Source organism: Geobacillus sp. LEMMY01, assembly GCF_002042905.1.
GTDB lineage: Bacteria > Bacillota > Bacilli > Bacillales > Anoxybacillaceae > Geobacillus > Geobacillus proteiniphilus.
Map to the genome: position 1 here is coordinate 81,043 of NZ_MVKA01000004.1, position 16,731 is coordinate 97,773.

A 16,731-nucleotide genomic window follows, 5' to 3' on the forward strand; every position below is an offset into this window, starting at 1 on the left:
ATAAATATATTTTAACAAAAATGTACGTGTTTAATCAAGAGAATGCCGTTCTCCTAACATTCTCACCACAAACACTTGGTCGCAAAAGCCGCGCAGCCCATTGTATACCCGTTGCATTCTGGAATCGTGCTCGATCAGTCCAAACACGGTCGGCCCGCTGCCGCTCATCAGCACCGCATCAGCGCCAAACCGCTTCATTTGTTCTTTAATATGCGCGACTTCCGGATATTTTTTCAACGTCACTTCCTCAAGAACATTGCCGACCAACCGGCAGATCGCCGCATAATCTTGCCGCTCGATCGCTCTCACCATCGCATCGACGTCCGGATGGCTGACACGCTCAAGTTCCAAGTTTCGGTACACTTCCGCCGTCGATACACCGATCGGGGGCTTGGCCAGCACAACCCAGCACGGCGGCGGTGAAGCGATCGGAGTGATGATTTCCCCGCGCCCCGTCGCCAAGGCGGTTCCGCCGTAGACGCAAAAAGCGACATCCGAACCGATTTTCGCCCCGAGCTCTGCCAGTTCATCCATCGTTAATCCAAGTTGCCAAAGCTTGTTCAACCCGCGCAGCGTCGCCGCTGCATCGCTGCTTCCTCCCGCCAATCCGGCAGCCACCGGAATATGCTTCGTAATCGAAATGGCCACCCCTTGGCGGATCGAAAACGTCTCTTTAAGAAGCTTCGCCGCCTGATACGCCAAGTTGCGGCAATCATCCGGCACAAAGCGGTTTTGCGAAACGATGCGGATCGCATCTTCCTCCGGCAGCGCGACAAGCTCAATGCGATCGGCCAAATCGATCGTCGTCATCACCATTTTCACTTCATGGTAACCATCCGGGCGCTTATAAAGAACGTCGAGTGATAAATTGATTTTCGCCGGCGCTTTTATCGACAACCTCACTCATCCTCACCTACTTCCACGCGCAATCATGAATAAGCGGATCGGCATCCATCGGCTGCTTTCCGTCTCCGCCGTCTTTGCCCCGTCTCATCCGCCTTTCTTTCGTCAACCCATTTTATCATATTACCATGTTCTGGCGACGACGCCAAACAATATATGTATGCAAAAAAGGGCGCCCCGTTCGGGACACCCTCGCCGCAACACGCCCCGCTGCCGGCGCTATTCCGTTGTTCCGGCCAGCTGCCGTTCCGCCCGTTCAATCGCCAATCTGACCATGTTCCCTGCGTCTTTCGCGCGGATGGCGCCCCATCCCTCACGTTGCACGACATCGTAAAAGCCCAACTCTTTCGCCAGCTCTTCTTTCAAGCGTTGCGACATAACCCCGCGGCGTCGACCCAATGTCAGCAACCCCTTTCCATGTTCATTGGCGCTATGGCATGAAACGTTTGGCAACCCGCCGGCGCATCAACAAGCCGGCTTTGCATTTGTCAAGGCAAAAGGCGGCTGCGGCAGTTTTAGTATGAAATAAAGGGGGCGGTTTTATGAAAAAACAAAAAGCAGCAAACAAATCTGTCTACTGCCCCCCTGCTTGCTCATCATCCCAAAACGTCAACTTTACCGTCTCTGTCAATACGTCGGCGTAACTGAACGATACGCGTTCAAACGAATTCTCTTTTTGATCCAGCTCAATGACAAATACGGATGGATATGTTTCCGCCAAAATACCACAACGCTCAATCATTTTTCTGCGTCCGCCGTTGGCCCGCAGCGTCAACCGTTTCCCGATATTCGAATCCAGCGTTTTTTTAATATCGGATAAAGTCTTTGGCATTCATCATCCACCTCACTATTTGCAATTATAACAAAGATGGCGTCTAAAGTCAAAAAATAAAGATTATATCAGGGCATTTTTATTTCTGTCAATGTATATTTTTCTACAATATCCTTCTTTTTATGTGTGATGTGGAACTTTTTTGTAAAAAAATGCGACGGACGTATAGAAAAAACCGCCCATCAACTGCGGCGGTTTTCCTCTCGATCCTCAACAAGGCGAAACGGCATCCCGGTGCGGAGCACGCCTTTCGTTTCCACCCCACCAAGCCCCTTTTCCCCGGTTAACGTGTTGCGCAGCACATCCCATACGTCGACCGTTTCGGTGAACGGGGTGAAGCTGAGGCGCGACACAATGTAGACGGGGTCAAGAGCATGAATGTTCACCCGCGCCGGCGAACTGGCAAAATTTGCTCCAGCGCGGATGAGCGATTCAAAGTGCGACTGGCAGGCGCCGGCGAAAATGATCAGTTGATCCAAATGGGGCACTTTTTTGCGCGCCTCTTTCACCGTTTGCACAAAATGGCGCGAATGGCGGTACGCTTTTAACTCATGCACCTTTCCTTTCGACTTCGAATACGAATCATGCCCGGTGATGACTAAAATATCAGGGCGAAACTGCTCAATCCAGTAGCCGACTTTTTCCGGCATTTCGCTTTCCTCGCAGTAAATGCCGTGCACCGGCACGCCGATCCGTTCATACAAATCCATGCATTTGCGCAAATATAACGGGTCGCCATCCAAATGGAGGACGCGCCCCGGAATTTGAAAAAAATCTTTCTCCACCCGGTATCCGCCGGTCGCCCGATATTCGACTTTTTGCTTGATCGCCTGATAATCTTGGCGAAAAAGCCGATACGATTGTTCGATCAGCTCGATTTCCCGCTTTTTCCGTTCCTGCTGCTCCCGCTCATCGATGACGACTAAATCACTGCACGGAGCGTCCGCGACGAGGCGCACATCTTCACCATACAAAATCGCTTCCCACTCGCCGTTTTTCTCTTTCATATCAATGACTCGGAACAATAAATCACATTGGTAAGACTTGCGGGCGACAATATCGCCGATTTTAATGACGTCCATCACCGCTCACTCCATTGCATAATCGTTGTCATCCATACGATATGCACGTGCGGACAATAGGTGATAGACGCCTGTTTGAATGGCTTTGCTTGACGAAAAGACCGCTGCCCCCCAGAGGAGCGCTTTCTTTGCGACTCCTTCACTTGCCGAAAAGCGGCGCCAACGCGTTGCTTAATGAAGCAAACTCAGCGATGTCAAGCGTCTCTCCGCGGCGGCGCGGGTCAATGCCCAAAGCAGCGAGCGCTCGTTCAATTTGCTCTTTGTTCTCTTTTCCTCCCGGCAAATTGTTTGTTAAGTTGTTGAACAGCGTTTTGCGGCGCTGGGCGAAGCTTGCCCGCACCACTTGGAAAAACACGCCCTCATCGTCGACAACAACAGGCGGACGCTGCCGCTTTACGAGCCGGATGACAGCAGAATCAACGTTCGGCTGCGGCATAAAGACGGTGCGCGGCACCGTCATGACGACTTCCGCTTCAGTATAATACTGCACAGCGATCGTCAGCGAGCCGTAATCTTTCGTCCCCGGCTTGGCGGCAAGACGGTCGGCGACTTCTTTTTGCAGCATGACGACCATGCCGCGGATCGGCAACCGCTCGGTTAGCAGCTTCATAATGATCGGTGTCGTCACATAATAAGGTAAGTTGGCGACGACCATCCGGTCGCTTACATCAGCCAATTCCTCGGCGATGACGGCATGCAAGTCGGCCTTTAATACATCTTGGTGAAAGATGCGCACATTGTCATAAGGAGACAGCGTGTCGGCCAAAATGGGCAACAGTCGGCCGTCGATTTCGAAAGCGACGACTTTTTTCGCCCGCCGCGCCAATTGTTCCGTCAACGCTCCGATGCCCGGTCCGATTTCAATCGCTCCTGTATCAGGGGAGATGTCGGCAACATCCACGATTTTCCGCAAAATGTTCGCATCGATCAAAAAGTTTTGCCCAAGGCTCTTTTTAAACGAAAAGCCATATCGATCCAAAATTTCTTTCGTCCGCCCCGGTGTTGCAATATCTTTATACATCGTCCGCCTCCTCCTGCATCACGCGCGCTAACGCGGCATAAAAAGCATCACGGGAAATGCGGAACACTTGCAGCCGCTTATGAAACTGCCGACCGTTCGCATAGCCGATTTTCAGCTCCTCCCCGAGACGCTGCCGCCGCTGGCGCGCCATCGCGCCGCCGATCAACCCAGCCTCGATCAGTTCAGCAAACGTAATTTCTTCCTTCCAATCCGACGCCTCTTCATACACGTTGGCGAGCGCCTGACGGATTTCGTCAGGGGACGCGTGCTCAACCCCGATGCCTTTGCCGTTTTTCGCTTTGGCCGCCTCGCGCGGCAAAAAGGCATGCTTGCACCCCGGCACCTGTTCGGCAATCGTGCGGCGAATTTTTTCGCCGGGAAAATCGGGATCGGTAAAAATGATTACGCCGCGGCGCTCTTTCGCCAGCTTGATCCGCTCAATGACATCCGCGCCCACCGCTGCTCCGTTTGTCTCGATTGTATCAGCATCGACGGCGCGCCGGATCGCCGCCGTATCATCTTTTCCTTCCACAACGATCACTTCTTTGATCTTCATCCTCCCATTGCAGAAACAACGGAATCGTCCCTTTTTCCTATTTCTGCAATGCCTCCTTTCCGGTAAAATCAAAAGTAAGGCGGATCATCGCCGAAAGCCGCTTTATTCCTTTTATTATTTTTTGAATTTCGCTGAAACTTTTTTTCCGTTTGCGCCGTCTAATTTAGCAGAAACGGCGCGCACTGTCGCGGCACAATGCCATTATAGCGAAAAAAAGCAGAGGGAAAAAACCCTCCGCTTCGTTCTCCTATCGCATCTCTATGGCAATACCCGTATTTTCACGCGCTTTCTGCCCCAACGAAACGCATCCGACCGTTCCGGGAAAAACACATCAATTTTATATCCACGGATGCCTGAGCCGGTGTCAGCGGCAATGGCATATCCGTATCCTTCCACATACACTTTCGACCCAAGGGGGATGATGGACGGGTCGACCGCAATCACTTTAGCGGAAGGATTTTTGCGCAAGTTGATGCCTGTGCTTGTTATGCCTGAACAGCCTGCACAATAAGCGGTGTAGGCGGTGGCGGTGACGTAAAATTCCTTCGCGGCATGGTCCGAGCCGCGCGAGGACGGGCGGTCGGGCGCGGCAGCCGGGCGCACAGTTTTCGTGCCGATGGCGACAATGCGCGCCTTGCTTTCTTTTAACGTTTTCGTAGCGATCAGTTTGCGCGCCGTTTCTTTGCCGTTTTCCAACGTCACCTCATACATTTTTTGAACCGTTCCTTTTTCCCCAGGCTGAATGACGCGCCGCTCTCCTTTCGGCAATGAGTCGTCCCGTTTTGTCACCACGGCAAAGTCGACGGGTTCTTCCACTACATCGGTGACTTTTTTTACTCGGATTACGCGAATGGTCATCTGTTCTTTGACCGTTTCCTGCAAGGAGGGCTCTATCCGATCGAGTTGACCTAGCTGAATCCCTTGCTGCTTCAAAAAGTCAGCGACCGTAGTCGAAGTCGTCCATGCCTGCTGTTGTTTACCGCCGACATTGACGTGGACTGGAAACGCCTTTTCAACGCCGATGTCCATACCTTTTTGAATTTTCGCCGAAAGCGCCGGCGCCACTTTGTCATGCGGCCCGACCGCCACGTGCTGCGAACGGAGCAACTCCGCGACTGTATCGGCCGTCGTCCATATCTTTTTCTTTTTCCCATTGACCGTCAGCGTCACTTCTTTGCTCGCTTCCCAAATGATATGGAGATCGTCGGTGATCGGCGAATGCAGAGACGGATAAATATAATCTTCTTTGCGCGGTTGAATGTTTTGCTCCGCAAGCAGTTCTTTCACCGTTTTCGCATGAGTGCGAATTTCTTGTTTGTTTCCGTTTTTGATCAGCGTCACATCATCTTTGGCCATCTCATATCCGGCAACCCCTGTCGTCGCGGAGATGGCGAGAAACCCACCCGCTGTGACGGTCACGTTTTTCCTCCATAAGTCCATCCATTTCCTCCTATTCGGCAACATCAGAAGAAACGCCTCCTTTTCCTCTGGAATTCCCCTCTCCCTTTAACATGTACGCACAAGCATACTCTATTATGCAGAAAATTCAGTGAAAAAGGAAGGAAGACTTGTCGACAGACAATTAGCTCATTTTCGCCGAATTTGTAGAACTTTTTCGTTTTCGCCGCTTTTTCGACAAGCCTCCCGATGATCCGACGCCTAATTTTAGCGGTCGATGGCGAACAATTTTTTGGCATTTTCCGCCGTTGTTTCCGCTACTTCGGCAAAAGAAATGTTTTTGATCTGTGCGATCGCTTCGGCAACGTATTTGACATAGCTCGGCTCGTTTCGTTTGCCGCGGAAAGGGTGAGGCGTTAAATATGGACAGTCGGTTTCGATCAATAAATGGCTGAGCGGAATCTCCTTCGCCACTTCCTTCGGTTTTTTCGCGTTTTTAAACGTGACCGGTCCGCCAAGGGAAATGAGAAAATTCATGTCCATGCACTGTTTGGCCACCTCGACGCTGCCGCTGAAGCAATGCATAATCCCGCCGACTTCGGCGGCGTTTTCCTCCTGCAAAATTTTTAAAATATCCGCCGTCGCCTCACGGTTATGAATGATGATCGGCAACTTCACCTTTTTAGCCAGCCGGATTTGCTGCCGAAACACCTCTTGTTGCACGTCTTTCGGCGATTTATCCCAATGGTAGTCAAGCCCCATCTCGCCGAGCGCCACGACTTTCGGGTGGGCGGCGAGCTGTTCAATCATCTGCAAGTCATCGTCCGTCATCTCGATCGCATCGACCGGATGCCAGCCAACCGCCGCATAAATAAACGGATACCGCTCGGCCAGCTCGATCGCCCGATCGATCGTCGGACGGTCAAATCCGACGACGACAATGTGTGAAACCCCTTCATCGCGAGCGCGTTCAATGACTTGTTCCAAATCTTCTTCGTATTGGACCGCATTCAAATGTGCGTGCGTATCAAACAGCATACCAATGCCCTCTTTTCCACCTTGATGTTAAGTGTAGCATAGAAATTGGTTACATACGTCACAATTCGTTAACATTTCCATTACAAAATAGCGACAAGGAGGTGTCAAGCGCAACACCCCCCTGCCAAGCAAACGATTATTTGATTTTCGTTCCATTCGGCACGTATTGATCAACCGTCGCCAGCGAAAACTCCCCGCCGCTGCCTCCGGCTAGAATCATGCCTTCCGACCATTCGCCGCGAAGCTTGGCTGGTTTTAAATTGGCGACGCAAATGACTTTTTTGCCGACGAGTTCTTCTGGCTTGTAAAACTCAGCAATGCCGGAGATCACTTGCCGCTTCTCGCCGCCAAGGTCAAGCTGAAGCTTCAACAGCTTATCGGCGTTTTTCATCCGTTCGGCATGGATGACTTCAGCGACGCGCAAATCGATTTTGGCAAACTCGTCAATCGAAATTTCCGCCGCCTCCGCTGCTTTTTTTTCCTCTTTTACCGGCTCGGCGGCCGGTTTGCCCCCTTGCATATGCGCCTTAATGTACTCCACTTCCGCTTCGATGTCGAGGCGTGGGAAGAGCGGTTCTCCTTTTTGCACCTTTGTCCCTTCCGGAATGAGGCCGAAATCGTATAAGCTGTCCCACTCTTTCAACGAACGGTCCGTGATGCCGAGCTGGGCGAAGATGCGCTCCGGCGTGCGCGTCAAAAATGGCTGAAGCAGCACCGCCGTATGGCGAAGGGATTCAGCCAAGTGGGTCATGACGGCGGCAAGCTCATCCCGTTTCTGTTCGTCTTTCGCCAACACCCATGGCTGCGTTTCATCGATGTATTTGTTCGTCCGGCTAATCAACTGCCAAACAGCGGCGAGAGCGACGGAAAACTCCATCCCCTCCATCGCTTCTTCGTATTGACGCACCACTTCGCGCGCCGTTTGCGCCAACTCTTGGTCAAACGGTGTTTTCGGCCCGCGGTATGGCGGAATAACACCGTTGAAATATTTCTCGATCATCGCTACGGTACGGTGCAACAAGTTGCCTAAGTCGTTGGCTAAGTCATAGTTGATGCGCTCAATAAATCCTTCCGGCGTAAACACGCCATCAGCGCCGAACGGCACTTCCCGCAGCAAATAATAGCGGAGCGCATCAAGCCCATACCGGTCGATGAGCGTCACTGGGTCGACGACATTGCCTTTCGATTTGGACATTTTTCCATCCTTCATCAGCAACCAGCCATGGCCGAATACTTTTTTCGGCAACGGCAAGCCGAGCGCCATCAGCATAATCGGCCAATAAATTGTATGGAAACGGACAATTTCTTTGCCGACCAAATGGACGTCGGCCGGCCAATATTTGCGGAACTTTTCATCGTTGTCCGTGCCGTAGCCGAGCGCTGTGATGTAATTGGCGAGCGCGTCGATCCAGACATAGATGACATGTTTCGGATTGCCTGGCACTTTAATGCCCCAATCGAACGTCGTCCGCGACACGGCCAAATCCTCAAGCCCCGGCTTAATGAAGTTGTTGATCATCTCATTTTTCCGCGATTCCGGTTGGATAAAATCGGGGTTTTCTTCGTAATATTGCAACAAGCGGTCGACGTATTTGCTCATCCGAAAGAAATAAGACTCTTCTTTCACTTTCTCAACAGGCCGGCCGCAGTCCGGACAGTTGCCGTCCACAAGCTGCCGCTCGGTGTAAAACGATTCGCACGGCGTACAATACCAGCCCTCATATTCGCCTAAATAAATATCGCCTTGTTCGACAAGACGGGCGAAAATTTGTTCGACGACTTTTTTATGCCGCTCCTGCGTTGTGCGAATAAAATCGTCGTAGGAAATGTCGAGCTTCTTCCATAGCTCCTGAATGCCAGCGACGATCTCGTCGACGTATTGCTGCGGCGTTATTCCTTTTTCTTCCGCCTTGCGCTGAATTTTTTGCCCATGCTCATCGGTGCCGGTCAAATACATGACATCGTAGCCGCGCAGCCGTTTATAGCGAGCCATGGCGTCCCCCGCCACCGTTGTGTAAGCATGACCGATATGCAGGCGGTCACTCGGGTAATAAATCGGCGTCGTCAAATAAAACGTTTTTTTCTCCATCGGTTAGGCCCTCCCTCGTACTGTTGAGCACAAAAGCCCTCGTCCGGCGACGAGAGCGGCGTTACTTCTATTTTACATAATTTTTTCATTCTACAAAAACATCTATTTCTCGTGGGCTGAAAAAATATACCCAAACCAGCAAAAATACCGCTGCATTTTCAACCTTCGCTGCGAATTTATTATATAAGGATAGAGTTTAGATAGGCAAATTTATTCGTTTTCTCCTTTCTTTCTAAACAAACTTTTTTTTGAAATAACAATATACATTTTTTTAAAATTTTACATATTAAAGGATTGACGCTTAATGGAAACACTGATATGATTAGGTTGTAGGAAATTTGTCGAATATTGACGAATAAACGACAAAAAACTTTTTTGCGGAGAGGAGAATCGACGATGAAATCGACAGGGATCGTGCGTAAAGTCGATGAGTTAGGCCGCGTCGTCATTCCGATTGAGCTGCGACGTACGTTGGATATTAACGAAAAAGATGCGTTGGAAATTTATGTTGACGATGACCGCATCATTTTGAAAAAGTATAAGCCGAACATGACGTGTGTCGTCACCGGCGAAGTGTCGGACGACAACTTCAAACTGGCCGGCGGCAAAATCATTTTAAGCCGCGAAGGCGCGGAAATTTTGCTGCAGGAGATCCAACAGCATCTAGAAGCAGCAGCGGACAAAGAAAAAGAATAAAAAAGTTTCTCTGGCTTCAGAGAAACTCTTTTTTTTCTTCTTCTTGCTGTTGATGATACTGCCGATAAACGTCGCGTTTCGACATATTTCGATCACTGGCCGCCTGTTTCACCGCCTCCTTGACGGAAAGGCTGTGCTCGCGAATATAATAATCGACATGTTCGACAAGCGAAAGCGGCTGCCACCATTCCTCTCCCTCTTGCTCTTGTTTATTCCCGTCTCGCGCCCCTTCGACAATGAGGCAAAATTCGCCGCGGATGTCATGTTCTTCCGCCCAGGCGACCACATCACTTAAATCGCCACGGATGAACTCCTCAAACCGTTTCGTCAGCTCGCGGCCAAGAGCGATGCGCCGATTGCCGAATATATCATACATGAGAGCGAGCGTTTCTTTCAGGCGGTGGGGCGCCTCATAAAAAATTAACGTCTCCGCCGCTGTTTTTAACGACAGCAACTGCTCTTTTTTCTCTTTTTTCGCCCGTTCCAAAAAGCCGACAAACAAAAAGCGGTCCGTGGGCAGCCCGGAGGCGACAAGCGCTGTCAATGCCGCGTTCGCTCCAGGAAGAGGGACGACGCGGCAGCGCTCGGCAAGCGCCGCAGCAATAAGCTCATAGCCCGGATCGGAAATGCCGGGCATCCCGGCGTCGCTCACCAATGCCACCGTTTTTCCTTCCTTCAGCCATTCGACAAGCTGCCGGCCGCTCGCGTATTTATTATGCTCATGGTAGCTGACGAGCGGCGTATGGATGTCGAAATGAGCGAGCAGCTTTTTCGTCTGCCTTGTGTCTTCGGCGGCGATGACGTCAGCTTCCTGAAGCGTCCTAACCGCACGAAACGTCATATCCTCCAAATTGCCGATCGGCGTCGGCACGATGTACAGTGTCCCTTGTTCCGTTTGTTCGGTAAAACTTTTTTGCTGCCAAAGCATCCTTGTTCCGCCCCTTTAAGATGAAATAATGCCATATAAGATCCGCTTCGTCTCCTCGGTATATTCGTTATTCTCATCATACACGACAAGCGGAGGCAACACTTTTAAGTCCGGGCTTGCATCTTTTGTCCCTTCAATTAAAATCATGTTCGCCTCTTTGCCCGCTTTCGGGTACACAAAGCGGAGCCGTTTCGGCTCAAGACGGTATTGGCGCATGAGCGTCACAAGGTCAAGCAGCCGCCCGGGCCGGTGGACGAACGCCGCCTTCCCTCCTTGCTTCAACAGCTGGCTGCTGACGCGAATCACATCCTCTAGGGTGCAATAAATTTCATGGCGGGCGATGGCGATATGTTCATTTTTGCTCAGTTCGTCTTTGCCGACTGCCGGAAAATACGGGGGGTTGCACGTGACGACATCGTACCGGCTGTAACCGATCCGTTGCGGCGCTTCTTTAATGTCGCCGTGTATAATCTCGATTTGTCCTTCAAGCCCGTTGTATTGCACGCTTCGCCTCGCCATGTCGCAAAGCCGTTCTTGAATTTCAATGCCGATGATCGTCCCTTTTGTTCGCCGGCTCAACAAGAGGGGAATCACCCCGTTGCCCGTGCACAAATCAACAATCTGCCCCTTTTGAATCGGCATATAGGCAAAATGAGCAAGGAGCACGGCATCAAGGGAAAACGAAAATACAGATGGACTTTGAATGATGCGGAGCTCTTCGTTAAACAAATAATCGAGCCGTTCATCCTCGTACAATTTCACCATGACGCACGATCCTCCATTGAAAAAAATAACCTTTCCGAAACGGAAAGGGTGGCGCTGCCTTTAGTTTTTGTTCAAAAACGACAAGCAAAACAAACAATCGCCCTCGGTGCGAACGCTTCCGTAATGGATGTGACAAATATGAAACCCTTCTTGGTAAAGGCGGGCTAAATTGTCATACCCTTCGCCAATGTCGATGAGTTTTTTGCCATGTTTGTCCCCTTTTCGTTTGCCTTCTTCCCATGCTTCTGACAATTGTTCAAGCCGACGGCGCAAATGAGCATTTTCGATTTGCAGCTGGTGATTCTCTTCTAACAGCTCCGTTACGCGCTGTTTCAGCTGCACCAGCTCGCGGTAAAAATAACTAAGTTGCTCTTCCATATTGGCCACTGATCGAAACACTTCTTTTTTATCTACTTTTTCCACTGGCCCCACCCCAAATTAATCTGCGACGCGAATGGACAACGTCCCGTTTTTCATCAGCTCATCGAGTGTATATTCGACGACCCGTCCGAATTCTGGAAGCTCGATTTGCAGCACCCGCTCTAAAATGTTCAAGCCGACGACTTTGCCGAAGCCGTGCGGTGTTTCGACATATTCCCCTAAATCCGGGAGTTGTTCTTTCGCCGTCTCATACTCTTCGTTTTCATATTTCAGGCAACACATCAGCCGGCCGCACAGCCCGGAAATCTTCGTCGGATTGAGCGACAAGTTTTGATCTTTCGCCATTTTGATCGACACCGGTTCAAAATCGCCTAAAAACGTCGAACAACAAAGCATGCGGCCGCACGGCCCGATGCCGCCAAGCATTTTCGCCTCGTCGCGCACCCCGATTTGCCGCAGCTCAATGCGCGTGCGGAAAATCGACGCTAAGTCCTTCACAAGCTCGCGGAAATCGACGCGCCCATCGGCAGTGAAATAAAAGATCACTTTATTGCGGTCAAACGTATATTCCACATCGACGAGCTTCATTTCGAGCCCGTGCTCCTCCACTTTGCGCAAGCAAATGTCATACGCCTCGCGCGCCGCCTTTTTGTTTTCTTCCACAACCCATTTATCTTTCTCATTCGCCACACGGATCACTTTTTTGAGCGGCATCACGATGTCGTTTTCGTCGACTTGTTTATTGGCGATGACGACTTTTCCGTACTCAATGCCGCGCGCCGTCTCAACAATGACGAATTCGCCGACGGGAATAACGGCATCGCCAGGGTCAAAATAATAAATTTTCCCTGCTTTTTTAAAACGAACGCCGACTACCGTATACAACGGCTCTCCCTCCTTTACCGCTTTAATTGAAGAACGAGCTGCTCAACAAGCAACGCCGTGCTCATATTCGTTGTATTTAAACGCGTTTTCGCTTGTAAAATCGCTTCCATGCCAGCCACAATCCGCCGCTGCGGGCAAGCAAGCGCCCATCGTTGCAGGCGGTTCAGCTGATCGCGGTATAACACGCCGTCCATTTGCCCGGTTTGAATATGCAACAAATCGCGGTATAAATATAAAAGCAAATCAAGTCCAAGGTCAAGCTGATGGTTTTCCAAAAAATGCGGAAACAAGCGGTCGTGGATGAAAAACAAAAGCTGCAGCTCCGGCTTGCCCAGCATCTCATACCATTGTAGCACTAATGTTCGCGCCTCGGCAAACCAACTATCTTGGGCAAGCGCCAGTGCTTCCTCGAAGCTGTTTGTCAAATGGGCAGCCAACAGCGCCAACGGCAACGGCACGTGCTCCTCGACAAGTCCCTGGGCGAGCTCTGCCGGCGGCAACGGCCGGAACGAAAGCACTTGACAGCGGGAAACGATCGTCCCTAGCAGGCGGTGGTATTGCTCAGTCAGCAATACCGCCACCGTCCCCGGATGCGGCTCTTCCAAAAATTTCAGAAGGCTGTTGGCAGCGCTTGTCGTCATTTGATCGGCGTGCTCAACGATGTACATTTTTTTATCCGACTCGACCGCTGTTTTCGAGAACTCTTGCTGCAGCCATTCGATTTGTTCCTTTTTGATTGATCCTCCATCCGGGCCGATCATCCGGACGTCGGGGTGGTTGCCGGAGTCGATGCGCCGGCAGTTGCGGCACTCTAGACACGGGGAAACTCCGATTGGGGACAGACAAAACAAACGTTTCGCCAACAACAAACTGGCCGCTTTTTTGCCCGTCCCCCGCTGCCCCTCAAACAAGTACGCATGAGAAATCCGCCCTTTTTCCAAGCCGCTTTGCAGCATTTTCGCCACCACCGGCTGGCGTTTCGCTAGCTGTTCCCATCGCATCGCCATCACTCTTCCTTATTTCTTATTTCTATTCTATCATGTCCGCTAGGAATCATCACGGTCGGATTCATGGAAATGGCGCTGTCATCTTCCTTTCAAGCGGGAAAGCACCGCGGCCGTTGTTTCGGCGAATACATCATCAAGCGGGCGGTTCGCGTCGATGACGACAATGCGGTCGGCAAACCGTCTGGCGAGTTCCCGATACCCTTCTCGCACCTTCTCATGAAAAGACAACGTTTCAAGGTCAAGCCGATTCACTTCCCGGCCGCGATTTCGCCGGATTCGTTCAAGCCCAATTTGCGGATCGATATCAAAATAAATCGTCAGCGACGGCATATACCCATCAATAGCGAACTCATTAATTTTCCATACTTCTTCAATGCCAAGCCCGCGGGCAAATCCCTGGTAGGCGAGGGAGCTATCAACAAACCGGTCGCAAAGGACGACGCACCCAGCCTCAAGCGCCGGCACGATTTTCTCAAGCAAATGCTGTCGGCGCGCCGCCGCATACAAAAGCGCCTCCGTCCGCCCGTCCATCTCCGTATAATCGCGGTTTAAAATGATTGAGCGAATCGCCTCGGCAATGCGCACTCCGCCCGGTTCCCTCGTCGCCACGACGTCAATCCCCCGCTCACGCAACAACGACTCCAATTTGCTGATCATCGTCGTTTTGCCCGCTCCTTCCGGCCCTTCAAACGAAAAAAAGCATCCGTTCATCACTCGCGGCATCCTTTCCATCCTCCCTATTCGTATACAACCAATTGACCATCTTTCAGCCGGCTTCCGCCTTGTATGTGCGCCCGCTGACAAAGAAGCTGGCGGATCTGTTCAATATGGCTGCGGCCGATCCGTTCTCCGATCCACACGAGCGGCACCCCAGGCGGATATGGAATAACCGTTTCCGCCGCTATATGTCCTTCAGCTTCCTCGAGCGCCACAGCTTTTGTCCGCAAATGGCGCAATTCATCATACGGGACTAAAACCGATAGCGGCGGGCCGAGAAAAGGCGAAGCGTCACACACCGGCGCCTCGCCATCTGGCAAATCGCGCCACGCTCGTTTGATTTTCTCCGCCGCTTCCTGAAGCCGCCCGGTTACCGCCAGCGGGCAAACGAAAAGCACGTTCATTCGATCAACGAGCTCGACAAACACCCCTTCGCGCTCAAGCCGACGCTGCAGTTCATACCCGGTCAAGGAACAGCGCGTCTGCACCGTTACTTTCAGCGGGTCGGTCTGTACGCCAAAATGGCGGGAACAAACGACTGCCACCCCGTCAATATCCGCCAGGGCTGCTTTAAACTCCTCAATTTCTGCCACGATCGCCGCCGCATCGCTTTTTGAAAGCTGGGCGACATAACTCCGCGCCAAATCGAGCGACGCCATAATCGGGTAAGACGGGCTGCTTGACTGAAACAACTGCAAAAAATACTTCAATCGTTCAAGATCAACCCGCTCGCTGTTCACATGCAAAAACGCTCCCATCGTCATCGCCGGCAACGTTTTATGCGCCGACTGCACGACGACATCGGCGCCATAGCGAAGCGCCGATGTCGGAAACGGGGGACCGACAACGAAATGGGCGCCATGCGCCTCATCAACCAGCACCGGAATGCCATGTTCATGAACTAGACGGACGATTTCTGTCAAATCGGCGGCCATTCCATAATAATTTGGGTTCGTCAATACAACCGCAGCAACATCACCATGAAGCGCCAACGCCTCTTTGACCGCTTCAGGACGAATGTGCGAAGCGACACACACATCACGATCAAACTCGGGGGCAAGTAGAACAGCAGTGGCCCCCATGAGTTGCAATGCATGCATCACCGATTTATGGCAATTGCGTTGCACAATCACTTTCTTCCTCTTTCCATCACACACGGCGGCGATCATTGCCAAATTCCCTGCCGTCGAACCGTTCACAAGGAAAAACGTCTCCCTAACGCCATACAGCTCCGCCGCCAGCGCCTGCGCCTCGGCAATCACCGACTCAGGATGATGCAAGTCATCCAAACCGGAAATTTCCGTCGCATCCAACGCCAACAGCGGCGCAAACATATCTCTCCCTCGTTCCGAAAACAAAGCGCCGTATTTATGTCCCGGCACGTGAAACGAAACCGGGCGGCGCGCCCAATGGTGCACGAGGGCGTCATATAAAGGAGTTTTCGTTTGATCCATCATCATCCTCTTTCCTTGCTGTCTGTCCAAGAACGGCCATCATCCGGGCAGACTGCCGAAATGCATGGGATATACAGGAGAAACATCAAACATATAGTATCACAAACGCCCGAAAAAACGCACGAGTCGCGTCAATCGCAAATAAAAACAGGCCCAAATGCAGGCCCTGATTACGAGTGAATTTTCGATGTAAACATTTTGCGCAACTGCCGCACATAAATCGAGTAGTTCGGGTCATCCGTATTCGTTTGCACAATCGCCCGATTGCAGTCCAAACAAAGAAAATGGCCAAAAAGGAAAATCCCTTCCTTTTTTTCCTGTTCACAAACGATGCATACATGTTCGCGTTGATTCCGGTCTGCTATTGATGTCCTCACGCTCTCCACCTCCCATCCTCTATGTTTCCCACATTGCTAACATTCTATACTAGTAGATGAAAGGAAGAGAGACATTGAGCGGGTCCTTATCGTTTTTTCCTCAAAAAACGAAAGCAGCCAATTGCACCAATGCAACTGGCTGCTCGTTTATTGCCTAGCAGCGACCTACTCTTGCAGGGGCGCTGGCCCCAACTACCATCGGCGCTGGAGGGCTTAACTTCCGTGTTCGGGATGGGAACGGGTGTTTCCCCTCCGCCATAGCCACTAGGCAAGCGTTTGGATTTTGACATCATTTATTATACTTGAAAAATAAACAATGTCAAGAAGGAAATTCATTCCTTCAAAACTAGATAACCGTCGGAAGAAGCCGCTCATAGGTCAAGCCCTCGATCGATTAGTATCCGTCAGCTCCACGTGTCGCCACGCTTCCACCTCGGACCTATCGACCTCGTCATCTTCGAGGGATCTTACCCGCTTTGCGCGGTGGGAAATCTCATCTTGAGGGGGGCTTCACGCTTAGATGCTTTCAGCGCTTATCCCGTCCGCACATAGCTACCCAGCGGTGCCCCTGGCGGGACAACTGGTACACCAGCGGTGCGTCC

At 51.4% G+C, this 16,731-nt stretch carries 18 protein-coding genes and 2 rRNA genes; 1 reads left to right on the forward strand and 19 read right to left on the reverse strand.

Translation table 11 applies throughout. The features are described 5' to 3' along the window. Window positions 1-30: 30 nt before the first annotated feature. From ispE to metG, 9 genes are all read right to left on the reverse strand, one after another. On the reverse strand, window positions 31-903 hold the full coding sequence (gene ispE / locus B1A75_RS03640) for a 4-(cytidine 5'-diphospho)-2-C-methyl-D-erythritol kinase (protein WP_079935764.1): 873 nt from the start codon (window positions 901-903) through the stop codon (window positions 31-33). A 219-nt stretch (window positions 904-1,122) separates the two neighbouring features. Beyond that, window positions 1,123-1,302: a small, acid-soluble spore protein, alpha/beta type gene (locus tag B1A75_RS03650; RefSeq protein ID WP_122983906.1), complete on the reverse strand. Its 180-nt coding sequence runs from the start codon at window positions 1,300-1,302 to the stop codon at window positions 1,123-1,125. Window positions 1,303-1,477: 175 nt separating this feature from the next. Further along, window positions 1,478-1,735 (reverse strand): biofilm formation stimulator Veg, encoded by a 258-nt coding sequence (gene veg / locus B1A75_RS03655; RefSeq protein ID WP_011229553.1) that lies wholly within the window; start codon window positions 1,733-1,735, stop codon window positions 1,478-1,480. Between the two features lie 182 nt (window positions 1,736-1,917). After that, entirely contained in the window at window positions 1,918-2,817 is a 900-nt protein-coding gene (gene yabG, locus B1A75_RS03660) for a sporulation peptidase YabG (protein ID WP_074043761.1), read from the reverse strand. A 139-nt stretch (window positions 2,818-2,956) separates the two neighbouring features. Next, on the reverse strand, window positions 2,957-3,838 hold the full coding sequence (rsmA, locus tag B1A75_RS03665) for a 16S rRNA (adenine(1518)-N(6)/adenine(1519)-N(6))-dimethyltransferase RsmA (RefSeq protein ID WP_074043762.1): 882 nt from the start codon (window positions 3,836-3,838) through the stop codon (window positions 2,957-2,959). Further along, window positions 3,831-4,394, reverse strand: a complete 564-nt coding sequence (rnmV, locus tag B1A75_RS03670) for a ribonuclease M5 (protein ID WP_074043763.1) — start codon at window positions 4,392-4,394, stop codon at window positions 3,831-3,833. The genes rsmA and rnmV overlap by 8 nt, the downstream gene beginning before the upstream one ends. 258 nt (window positions 4,395-4,652) lie before the next feature. Next, window positions 4,653-5,858 (reverse strand): G5 and 3D domain-containing protein, encoded by a 1,206-nt coding sequence (locus B1A75_RS03675; protein ID WP_074043764.1) that lies wholly within the window; start codon window positions 5,856-5,858, stop codon window positions 4,653-4,655. A gap of 201 nt (window positions 5,859-6,059) precedes the next feature. Beyond that, window positions 6,060-6,830 (reverse strand): TatD family hydrolase, encoded by a 771-nt coding sequence (locus B1A75_RS03680; protein WP_013143959.1) that lies wholly within the window; start codon window positions 6,828-6,830, stop codon window positions 6,060-6,062. Between the two features lie 136 nt (window positions 6,831-6,966). Continuing rightward, a complete protein-coding gene (gene metG / locus B1A75_RS03685) occupies window positions 6,967-8,919 on the reverse strand; it encodes a methionine--tRNA ligase (RefSeq protein ID WP_074043765.1) in 1,953 nt (650 codons plus the stop codon). A gap of 396 nt (window positions 8,920-9,315) precedes the next feature. Between metG and B1A75_RS03690 the strand changes: the two genes are divergently transcribed. Continuing rightward, a complete protein-coding gene (locus B1A75_RS03690; protein ID WP_021322629.1) occupies window positions 9,316-9,615 on the forward strand; it encodes a transition state genes transcriptional regulator AbrB in 300 nt (99 codons plus the stop codon). 16 nt (window positions 9,616-9,631) lie between these two features. On the opposite strand, the gene rsmI is transcribed toward B1A75_RS03690, so the two are convergent. The 10 genes from rsmI to B1A75_RS03740 form a co-directional block, all read right to left on the reverse strand. Next, window positions 9,632-10,543, reverse strand: a complete 912-nt coding sequence (gene rsmI / locus B1A75_RS03695) for a 16S rRNA (cytidine(1402)-2'-O)-methyltransferase (protein WP_074043766.1) — start codon at window positions 10,541-10,543, stop codon at window positions 9,632-9,634. 15 nt (window positions 10,544-10,558) lie between these two features. Next, complete coding sequence (locus tag B1A75_RS03700) at window positions 10,559-11,308, reverse strand: tRNA1(Val) (adenine(37)-N6)-methyltransferase (protein ID WP_074043767.1); 750 nt, start codon at window positions 11,306-11,308, stop codon at window positions 10,559-10,561. Between the two features lie 60 nt (window positions 11,309-11,368). Next, on the reverse strand, window positions 11,369-11,731 hold the full coding sequence (gene yabA / locus B1A75_RS03705; protein WP_074043768.1) for a DNA replication initiation control protein YabA: 363 nt from the start codon (window positions 11,729-11,731) through the stop codon (window positions 11,369-11,371). A gap of 15 nt (window positions 11,732-11,746) precedes the next feature. Further along, complete coding sequence (locus B1A75_RS03710; protein WP_074043769.1) at window positions 11,747-12,574, reverse strand: PSP1 domain-containing protein; 828 nt, start codon at window positions 12,572-12,574, stop codon at window positions 11,747-11,749. Window positions 12,575-12,588: 14 nt separating this feature from the next. Then, complete coding sequence (holB, locus tag B1A75_RS03715; protein ID WP_074043770.1) at window positions 12,589-13,581, reverse strand: DNA polymerase III subunit delta'; 993 nt, start codon at window positions 13,579-13,581, stop codon at window positions 12,589-12,591. 78 nt (window positions 13,582-13,659) lie between these two features. Further along, complete coding sequence (gene tmk / locus B1A75_RS03720; protein WP_041467722.1) at window positions 13,660-14,292, reverse strand: dTMP kinase; 633 nt, start codon at window positions 14,290-14,292, stop codon at window positions 13,660-13,662. A gap of 26 nt (window positions 14,293-14,318) precedes the next feature. Next, window positions 14,319-15,752: an aminotransferase class I/II-fold pyridoxal phosphate-dependent enzyme gene (locus tag B1A75_RS03725; protein ID WP_074043772.1), complete on the reverse strand. Its 1,434-nt coding sequence runs from the start codon at window positions 15,750-15,752 to the stop codon at window positions 14,319-14,321. Window positions 15,753-15,922: 170 nt separating this feature from the next. Then, window positions 15,923-16,129, reverse strand: coding sequence for a sigma factor G inhibitor Gin (locus tag B1A75_RS03730; RefSeq protein ID WP_074043771.1), 207 nt, complete (start codon window positions 16,127-16,129; stop codon window positions 15,923-15,925). 152 nt (window positions 16,130-16,281) lie between these two features. After that, a 5S ribosomal RNA gene (rrf, locus tag B1A75_RS03735) occupies window positions 16,282-16,398 on the reverse strand. A gap of 105 nt (window positions 16,399-16,503) precedes the next feature. Further along, a 23S ribosomal RNA gene (locus B1A75_RS03740) occupies window positions 16,504-16,731 on the reverse strand; the annotation flags it as partial.

What these genes read in the sequence shown, in the direction of transcription:
- veg (WP_011229553.1), bottom strand. Translation starts at nt 1,735, where the DNA reads ATGCCAAAGACTTTATCCGATATTAAAAAAACGCTGGATTCGAATATC.
- yabG (WP_074043761.1), bottom strand. Translation starts at nt 2,817, where the DNA reads ATGGACGTCATTAAAATCGGCGATATTGTCGCCCGCAAGTCTTACCAA.
- rsmA (WP_074043762.1), bottom strand. Translation starts at nt 3,838, where the DNA reads ATGTATAAAGATATTGCAACACCGGGGCGGACGAAAGAAATTTTGGAT.
- rnmV (WP_074043763.1), bottom strand. Translation starts at nt 4,394, where the DNA reads ATGAAGATCAAAGAAGTGATCGTTGTGGAAGGAAAAGATGATACGGCG.
- B1A75_RS03675 (WP_074043764.1), bottom strand. Translation starts at nt 5,858, where the DNA reads ATGTTGCCGAATAGGAGGAAATGGATGGACTTATGGAGGAAAAACGTG.
- B1A75_RS03680 (WP_013143959.1), bottom strand. Translation starts at nt 6,830, where the DNA reads ATGCTGTTTGATACGCACGCACATTTGAATGCGGTCCAATACGAAGAA.
- metG (WP_074043765.1), bottom strand. Translation starts at nt 8,919, where the DNA reads ATGGAGAAAAAAACGTTTTATTTGACGACGCCGATTTATTACCCGAGT.
- B1A75_RS03690 (WP_021322629.1), top strand. Translation starts at nt 9,316, where the DNA reads ATGAAATCGACAGGGATCGTGCGTAAAGTCGATGAGTTAGGCCGCGTC.
- rsmI (WP_074043766.1), bottom strand. Translation starts at nt 10,543, where the DNA reads ATGCTTTGGCAGCAAAAAAGTTTTACCGAACAAACGGAACAAGGGACA.
- B1A75_RS03700 (WP_074043767.1), bottom strand. Translation starts at nt 11,308, where the DNA reads ATGGTGAAATTGTACGAGGATGAACGGCTCGATTATTTGTTTAACGAA.
- holB (WP_074043770.1), bottom strand. Translation starts at nt 13,581, where the DNA reads ATGGCGATGCGATGGGAACAGCTAGCGAAACGCCAGCCGGTGGTGGCG.
- tmk (WP_041467722.1), bottom strand. Translation starts at nt 14,292, where the DNA reads ATGAACGGATGCTTTTTTTCGTTTGAAGGGCCGGAAGGAGCGGGCAAA.
- B1A75_RS03725 (WP_074043772.1), bottom strand. Translation starts at nt 15,752, where the DNA reads ATGGATCAAACGAAAACTCCTTTATATGACGCCCTCGTGCACCATTGG.